General features: G+C 60.5%; 6 protein-coding genes. 2 read left to right on the forward strand and 4 right to left on the reverse strand.

The features are described from left to right. Positions 1 to 487: hypothetical protein (locus tag VGY55_07430; GenBank protein HEV2969805.1), on the reverse strand; the 487-nt coding region annotated here is incomplete at its 3' end. A gap of 758 nt (positions 488 to 1,245) precedes the next feature. Further along, positions 1,246 to 3,426 carry a glycogen debranching protein GlgX gene (gene glgX / locus VGY55_07435; GenBank protein HEV2969806.1) on the reverse strand — a complete coding sequence of 727 codons (2,181 nt, stop codon included), beginning with the start codon at positions 3,424 to 3,426 and terminating at the stop codon, positions 1,246 to 1,248. Between the two features lie 174 nt (positions 3,427 to 3,600). On the opposite strand from glgX, the gene VGY55_07440 reads away from it, so the two are divergent. Together VGY55_07440 and VGY55_07445 are read left to right on the forward strand one after the other, a co-directional pair. Then, positions 3,601 to 3,882: a hypothetical protein gene (locus VGY55_07440; GenBank protein HEV2969807.1), complete on the forward strand. Its 282-nt coding sequence runs from the start codon at positions 3,601 to 3,603 to the stop codon at positions 3,880 to 3,882. Between the two features lie 4 nt (positions 3,883 to 3,886). Continuing rightward, positions 3,887 to 4,450 carry a hypothetical protein gene (locus VGY55_07445; GenBank protein HEV2969808.1) on the forward strand — a complete coding sequence of 188 codons (564 nt, stop codon included), beginning with the start codon at positions 3,887 to 3,889 and terminating at the stop codon, positions 4,448 to 4,450. 28 nt (positions 4,451 to 4,478) lie between these two features. On the opposite strand, the gene VGY55_07450 is transcribed toward VGY55_07445, so the two are convergent. Together VGY55_07450 and treY are read right to left on the reverse strand one after the other, a co-directional pair. Then, positions 4,479 to 4,730, reverse strand: a complete 252-nt coding sequence (locus VGY55_07450; GenBank protein HEV2969809.1) for a hypothetical protein — start codon at positions 4,728 to 4,730, stop codon at positions 4,479 to 4,481. Positions 4,731 to 5,085: 355 nt separating this feature from the next. Then, positions 5,086 to 7,968, reverse strand: a 2,883-nt coding sequence (treY, locus tag VGY55_07455) for a malto-oligosyltrehalose synthase (protein HEV2969810.1), incomplete at its 5' end; no start/stop codon positions are given.

The following is a 7,968-nucleotide window of genomic DNA, read 5'->3' on the forward strand; positions in this document are numbered from 1 at the left end:
ATAGTCCGCCGATCTCAAAGGTCCTGCTAAAAGAGCTATCAAGTTCAAGGACGCCGCCATTAATCGACGTCAATCCAGCCGGAGTGGAATCCAACAGTAACGTGCCGCTGCCGGTCTTCATCATTCCCTGAGTCCCGCCGAGGTCGGCGGTTATAGTTACCGTCTGATTGTTGACTTGAACCGTTGGCGTGCCCGACGAAGTCGCAAGCGTAATGGCGTTAGCCGCGCCGCCGTTATTGTCGACCGTCCAATTATTCGACGGCGTCGTGTCGCCGAAGATGAGCGTGCCGACCGTGCGCAGGCCGTTGAGATGGACCGTGTTGTCGGCCGTCAGGTCAAGCGTGCTGAAATCGGCGACTGCATCGGTGCCGTCAGCAACGACGCCACCGGACCAATTGCTCGGATCTGACCAGAGGCCTCCGGTTGTCGAATCGATCCAAATACCGTTGGTTCCCGCGAGTGCGTCGGCCGAAGAAGCTCCCAACAATAAAGCGAAGATAAGGACGAATTGGCTTCGGCGAAACTCGAATCGATGCAGCCGCGCGGAACGTGTTCTCGGCGAACCACGCTGCGTTCCCGCCGCCGCTGGGCGGGGGCCGATTAGGTCCTGAATCTGGCACATGAGCGTTCTCCTGAAATAAGAAATGGATGAAACAGAAAACGTTGAAACCGAGATATGAAGGAAGCATAGGAATTACTCTGAGAAATAAAATAATGGATGCGGGCCTGAAGGCTAAAGCGCCGACAGCGCAGATTGGCGTGATCAGTTGAATCGCTGCGTTTTGAATTGCTGCGTTGCGAATCGCAGGGTCGCGACTCGGGGATTGGCGTGGCAACGCAGGCCTAGTTCGCGATTCAACGGGTCACCGTTCAGCCGCTCGCAGCCGACGGTGATTCACGAACCCGAAGATCATGCCTCGCAAGAAGCCAACCCCTACGGCTCCGAATATAGCCGTTTGCATCGGCGACTGCAAGCGCCGCGAATGAGACGGATGATGTCATCTCGCGAGGGGCAGTGCCGGTCCGTCGGACCTTGGAAATCCAATCTGGTCGTGTCGCACCCCAACCTGACGGTTTGGGGCTATTTCCTGTCGGGCGATCCGGCCCTGAGCATGCTGCTCCGGTTCGCAAGCGAACCGGCTAACGATCATCTTCCTTCCTTCGTACTTTGTACTGCGCATTTCGTACTTATTGCAGCGACCGATTCCGCCCGCTGCGCCTGTCTCCCCTACGACTACTTCGGCATTATCCCGGCGCCGGTGGCGAGATGTGGGGCAGGAGCGCGGCGTCGTCGCGGAGCGCGGTTTTGGCGCGGAAGACGACCACGGAGACGGGTTGAAGTTCGTAGGTTGCTTTGGTCGGCTCGCCTTCGGCGGCGTCTTCGCGGGCCGTGTCGAAAACGAGTTCCCACGAGGTCTCTTCGCCGGTCGGCGGGAGCTTGAAGGAGATCGGTTTGCCGTGGTCGGCATTGTAGAGCAGGAGCATCGTGTTGCCGGTGATCGTTTCGCCGTGCTCGTCGACATCGATGATCCGGCCAAAGAGTTGAACGCCTAGACAGCGCACATTGGCGCTGGCCCATTCGGCGTCCGACATTTTGTTTCCGGCCGGATTAAGCCACATGATCTCCGGGCCGTCGGACGATTGCTGCAAGTTTTGACCGTGGAAGAATCGCCGGCGATGGAAGACCGGCTCGGCATGGAAGAGGGCGATCACGCGGTGCACGAACTTCAGCAGCGCAAGTTGCTCGGCGTCAAGGTCCCAATGGAGCCACGAGAGTTCGTTGTCCTGGCAATAGGCGTTGTTGTTGCCGCGCTGCGTGTGCCCGAATTCGTCGCCGCCGAGGAGCATCGGCGCGCCCTGCGAGAGCAAGAGCGTGGCGAGCATGCTCCGCTTCTTCTTTTGCCGCAGCGCGCGGATTGCCGGATCGTCGGTCGGGCCTTCCACGCCGCAGTTCCAGCTCAGGTTGTCGTTCGTGCCGTCGCGGTTCTCCTCTTTGTTCGCCTCGTTGTGCTTGTCGTTGTAGGAGACCAGATCGTGCAGGGTGAAGCCGTCGTGGGCCGTGACGAAGTTGATGCTGGCGTGCGGGCGGCGGTTGCTCCATTCGTAAAGATCGCTCGAGCCGCAGATCCGCGTGGCGAATTCCGAGACCACCCCGCCGTCTCCCTTCCAAAATCGCCGGATGCAATCGCGATACTTGCCGTTCCATTCCGACCACAAGGCCGGGAAATTCCCGACCTGATAGCCTCCCTCGCCCAGGTCCCACGGCTCGGCGATCAGCTTGACCTGCGAGATCACCGGGTCTTGATGGATGATGTCGAAAAATGCCCCCAGCTTGTCCACTTCGAGCAGCTCGCGGGCCAGCGTGCTCGCCAGATCGAAGCGGAAACCGTCGACGTGCATGTGCCGAATCCAGTACCGCAGGCTATCCATGATCATCTGCAAGACGCGCGGATTCCGCATTTGAAACGTGTTGCCGCAGCCGGTGAAATCCTCGTAGTAGCGCGGGTCTTCGTGAGAGACGCGGTAGTACGAGGCGTTGTCGATGCCGCGGAAGGAAAGCGTCGGGCCAAGCTGATTGCCTTCGGCCGTGTGGTTGTAGACCACGTCGAGGATGACCTCGATCCCCGCCGCGTGCAGGTTCCGCACCATCGTCTTGAATTCGCGGACGGTTTCGGCGGCGCCGGCGACCGAGGAGTAGCCCGGCTCGGGGGCAAAGAAACCGAGTGTATTGTAGCCCCAATAATTCACCAGTCCGCGATCGACGAGATTGCGATCATCGACGTGGTGATGCACCGGCTGCAGCTCGACGCTGGTGATTCCCAGCGTTTTGAGATAGCGAATGGCAGCGTCGGAACTCAGGCCCGCATAGGTGCCGCGAAGGTTCTCCGACACTTCGGGATGCAGCTTGGTAAAACCCTTGACGTGCATCTCGTAGATGATCGCCTTGTTCCAGGGAACTTGCGGGTGGCGATCGTCTCCCCAGGTGAACGCCTCGTCGAGCACGGCGCCCAAGGGGGCGAACTTGGCGTTGTCGCGTTCGTCGAACGAGACGTCCGCATCCGGATCGTTCAGTCGATAGCCGAACATCTCGTCGGCCCAGTGCGCCCGGCGGGCAATCGCCTTGGCATAGGGATCGAGCAGAACCTTGTGCGGATTGAAGCGATGCCCTTCGGCCGGCTTGTAGGGTCCATGAACGCGATAACCGTAGACCTGCCCGGGCAGCACATCGGGGAGATAGGCGTGCCAGACCATGTCGGTCTGCTCGCGCAGCGCGATACACTGCGATTCCTTCTCCGCCTCGGGATGATCGAACAGGCAGAGTTCGACCTTCGTCGCGTGCTCGGAATAGAGCGCGAAATTCGTCCCGCTGCCGTCCCAAGTGGCCCCCAACGGATACGGTCGTCCCGGCCATACGCGCGTCGCCATGCGATCTCACCAGAATGTGTTGCTTTGCAAAGACGCCGAATCGCCGGCGAACTGCGAGTCTAAGTCCCGCCGGTGTCACGGTCAACCAGGCTCGCTCCAAAGCACATCGTTCAAGAAAGGCGCGTAATGCGTGATCGTGTTGGCTGCCATCTGGAAATGGGCTAAGATAACAGCATGAACGAAGTTACTCGAAGTGTCGCCGAGATCGAGCCGGCAGACCGCCGTGCGCTGGAGCATGTGTTCGGGCTGCCCCTTCGCGACGATCAGCAGGTGGTAGTGCGGGTCGAAAGTCGATCGGTGTCAGAGGAACCGACGGCCAACGGCGATCAGGAGGCCGCTGACGACACGATATTGCCTGATTGGTGCAATGTATACGATGGTCTCTCAGACGATGAGATTGCCGCAATTGAAAAGGTGATGTTACCCCGCGCCGACCTCACGCGCGCCTCCGAGTGACGGCATGGCAGAGGTCTACGTCAGCACGGATATCGAGGCCGACGGGCCGATTCCAGGTCCGAATTCCATGCTCAGCTTTGGCTCGGCCGCATACTTGGCCGACAAGACATTACTCGGTACGTTCACCGCCAATCTATTGACGTTGCCGGGGGCGGCAGGTGATCCAAGAACGATGGCGTGGTGGAAGGACCGGCCGGAAGCATGGGCTGCTTGCCGCGCCAATGCGCGTGATCCCGCTGGGGTAATGGCCGACTATCTCGCCTGGCTAAAGTCGCTGCCTGGCAGACCGGTGTTTGTCGGTTATCCAGCAGCCTACGATTTCATGTTTGTCTATTGGTACTCAATTCGATTTTCCGGAGAGAGCCCATTCTCACACTCAGCCCTGGACCTGAAAACATTTGCCATGGCAACGATGGGAACCGAGTACCGCGAGTCAGTTAAGCGAAATATGCCTAAGGAATGGTTCGATCGATTGCCGCACACTCATATCGCAGTCGACGATGCGATTGAGCAAGGCGCGTTGTTCTGCAACATGCTGGCGGCGCGAGAACAGCAGCGCGGCCGATAACAGGCATGACGTGTTTGCAAGTCAGCGCTCAAGTGCGTGAATGCCGCGCGAATCCGCGTAACTTTTTCCAATCGATGATCGCGACCCACGCCTTCTCGTCGGCGGAGAAATGCACCGTTCCGTCGGCCTCCAATTCCTCGTCGTGAAGCACTATTGGAAGACCCTCGCGAAGTTCGAGGCCTTGGCGAGACAAATCGTCGGTCGTTCCGGCACAATTCAACCGCAAGCAGCCGCGCGGGTCCGCGTTGTTAAAGTCTGCATAGATAAGTGGCAGGTTCATGGTTTCTCACGGCTGCTGTTTGGACGGATTAGGTACCGTTGGTGAAAGTAATTGGCTAACTCGGTTCGGACTCAAGCCCGTCAACGTAGCGTGGTTAGGGCTCTTTCCCATGGTGCGGATTACGTCTCCGCCGGCCGCGCGGACCTTCCCAACATTCGTAACTCCGATCTGTCCGTGAGGAATGGCTCCGGCCAGTTGCTCGACTGACAACCCAGAAGCAGACTCAACCGACACACCGGTGACGCCGCTCGGGTGCATTCCGATTGCACGGGCGATATCTTCCGGTCGATTGCGGCCTCCACGAACAACAAAGGCATCCTCCTCTATCAAGTTCATTTTACCACGATTGTCCGGCCTAAGCTAATCGAAGTCCGTCACTCACCAAGAGCGCAACGGGGAAGCATTCTAGCACTTCGCCGAGATTGAGCGACCTTTCGGCGTTGGTGCCTCCGTTGCGGCGGCTGGTGGCGTGCATGTCGCCGGTGATCGCGTGCCGCCAGCGCGCGGGGGCGCCGCTGGGAAGCTGTAGCGTCGTCTCGCGCCACCAGCGCCCTTCGGGCCATCCCGGGGCGTCGCCTTTTCGTGAGTCGGCGGCGTTCGTTCGTTCGCCGGACGTTTGCCAAGCGCCGAGCGCCATTCGCGGCGCGATGCACAGTGACCATTTCCGGCCGGCCACGCGCGCGAAGGCGCAAACGCTCTCTTCGCGATCTCCTTTCGCCGCGAGGGGAATATATTCGCCGTAGAACAGTTCCGGGTTCGCGCGGCGGAATTGGAGCGCTCGCCAGATCACCAACATCTTGATCCGCTCGTCGGGCCACTTCCGCAGCAGTTCGCGGGCAAGCCCGCCGGAATCTTTCTCCCACTCGCCGGCCAGCCAGGCGAGCGTTTCTTGTCGGCGGCGGAAGTCGACGGGCCTGCGGTTGTCGGGATCGACCAGGTTGAAGTCCCAGAATTCGCTCCCCTGATAGAAATCGGGCATACCAGGAGCGCAAATCTTGACCAACGTTTGAGCGAGAGAATTCACGTAGCCGGCGTCCGCGATCGAACGGACGAAAGCATCGAGATTCTTGACGAACGGGGATTGCCAGTCCGCGAGAATCGCCCAGACAAATGCCGCCACCGCCTGATCGTACTCTTGATCGGGGCTCAGCCAGCTTGTGTGTAGCTTGGCCTCGTGCAGGGTCTTCTCGACATAGGCGACCAACCGCTCGACATATTTCGCACGGGCCGGCTCTTCGAGCCGTTCGGTCGGCCAGGTGCCGGCAAGCGTCTGATAGATCAGGTGCTCTTCGTTCGGGTCGGGGATCGGGAGACCGTCCGATTCTTTCCGAAGAGCGGCGTTCAGCTCGTGCCAGCGTTCGACGGCCGCACTCCACGACTCCGGCGTCTCACTCAGCACGTTCAGCCGCGCCCGAAAATCCTCGCCGCGCTTCGTGTCGTGCGTGCCGGTAGCCGACATGTCGTCGGGCCAGGCGGCCTGGCGCTCGAGGATGCGGCGGTGGAAATGCTCGAGATTCACCGCCGGGGAGACGGGATCGCCGCCGACTTCGTTCAGCGAAGCGAGCGGATAGAAGCGATAAAACGCCGTGTCCTCGAGCCCCTTCGCCGCCACCGGGCTGGTGACTTGTTGGAACTTGAGGACAAAGTCGCGCCGCTGCGCGCGGTGAGCCTCGGACAACCCCGCCGGATCCTCCAAGAGCAGCACCGAGGCGATGAAATCGAAGAACGACGGGCTCATGGCCGCGTTGCGGCGGCGGGCCTGGCGAACCGCCTCTTGAATCCGGCGGCGGTCCTCCTCGCGCACCTCGTCCACCCCCGGCCGGATGTACGTGCGATATACCTGAAAGCTGGCCACTACGTCGCGCAGCGCCCGATAAAGCGAAGGCCGCGTGAAATCGCGCGACCAGCGGTGCTGATCGGCAATTTGCATCAACTGATTCGAGAGCACGTAGAGTTCGCTGGAGAGCGACGTGGCAAGGATCGTCCGCTTGCTCTCGAAGAGCACCTGGGCGAAGGTGTCGGCCTGCTGCGTGAAGCGAATGTAAGCGTCGCGCAGCCGCGTGACGCCGCGGCGATCGACGAACAGGCCGTTCAGCAGATTCAGGAAGCCATAGCCGGTCGTCCCTTGCACGGGCCAATCTTTGTGCAACGCTTCGTTGTGGCCGAGGATTTTCTCGACGACGATGTAGCGTGGAGTTCGCGTGCTAGGTTGCGTTTCCGATGTCGGCAATTTCGGGCCGGGTTTTCCGTTCGCGGCGATCTCGGTGCTCGCCTCGCCCGCGCTTTCAGCGCAATGACGAAGGTCCTCCAGATACTTCTGCGGATCGCGCAGCCCGTCGGCATGGTCGATCCGCAGGCCCGTCACCCAGTTGCGTTCCACGTACTGAAAGACTTTTTCATGCACCGCGCGAAAGACCTCGGGGTCCTCGACGCGGATGGCGGCCATTTCATCGACGTCGAAGAATCGTCGATAGTTGATCTCGTCGGTAGCGACGCGCCAGTAGCAGAGGCGATACGGCTGCTGGTCGAGAAACGCTTCCAAGCGATCGAAGCTGGCCGGTTCGCCGCGCCGGCCATTGAATTCGACGAGCGTCGCGGCCAGCGCGTCGCGAGTCTCGGCGCTATTAGTGACCAGATTGGCCAACCGCCGCCGCGCGATCTCCTTTTCGCGATAGCGTTCTTGAATCGCCTCGGGCGTGGATTCTGTCCGCGGCGGGAGATGGTCGAGCGCGGTGATCACGCTTTCCAGTTCCATCCGCTGCGGATGCCCCGGCTCGAGCGGCGGCGGTAAATGTTCGAGCACCCGTTTGAGGATCGGCACCCAGGTGAGATGATCGGTCGGCAGTCTCCGGTGGTAGTAGCGGATCAGGAACCGCTGATCCTCGTAGATCAGTTGCAATTGCTCGTCTTCGAGGACCTTGCCGAACTGGTCCCCTAGGATCGCCAGCAGCACCTTGCCGTGGAGCGCCTCTTTCGGCGGCGTCCAGTCGATATCGAAGAAGCGGGCATACGGCGAGCATGGGCCGTTTTCCAACACATCCTGCCACCATCCGTTGTGCGGATCGTCGATTCCCATGTGATTGGGAACCAGGTCGATCAGCATCCCCATCCCGCGATCGCGCAGCTCCTCGGCCAGACGCTGGAAATCCTCTTCCGTTCCGAGTTCCGGATCGAGTCGGCCGTGATCGACGATGTCGTAGCCGTGGGTGCTGCCGCGGCGCGAGCGGAAGAATGGCGA

The organism is Pirellulales bacterium (assembly GCA_035939775.1).
Classification (GTDB): domain Bacteria; phylum Planctomycetota; class Planctomycetia; order Pirellulales; family DATAWG01; genus DASZFO01.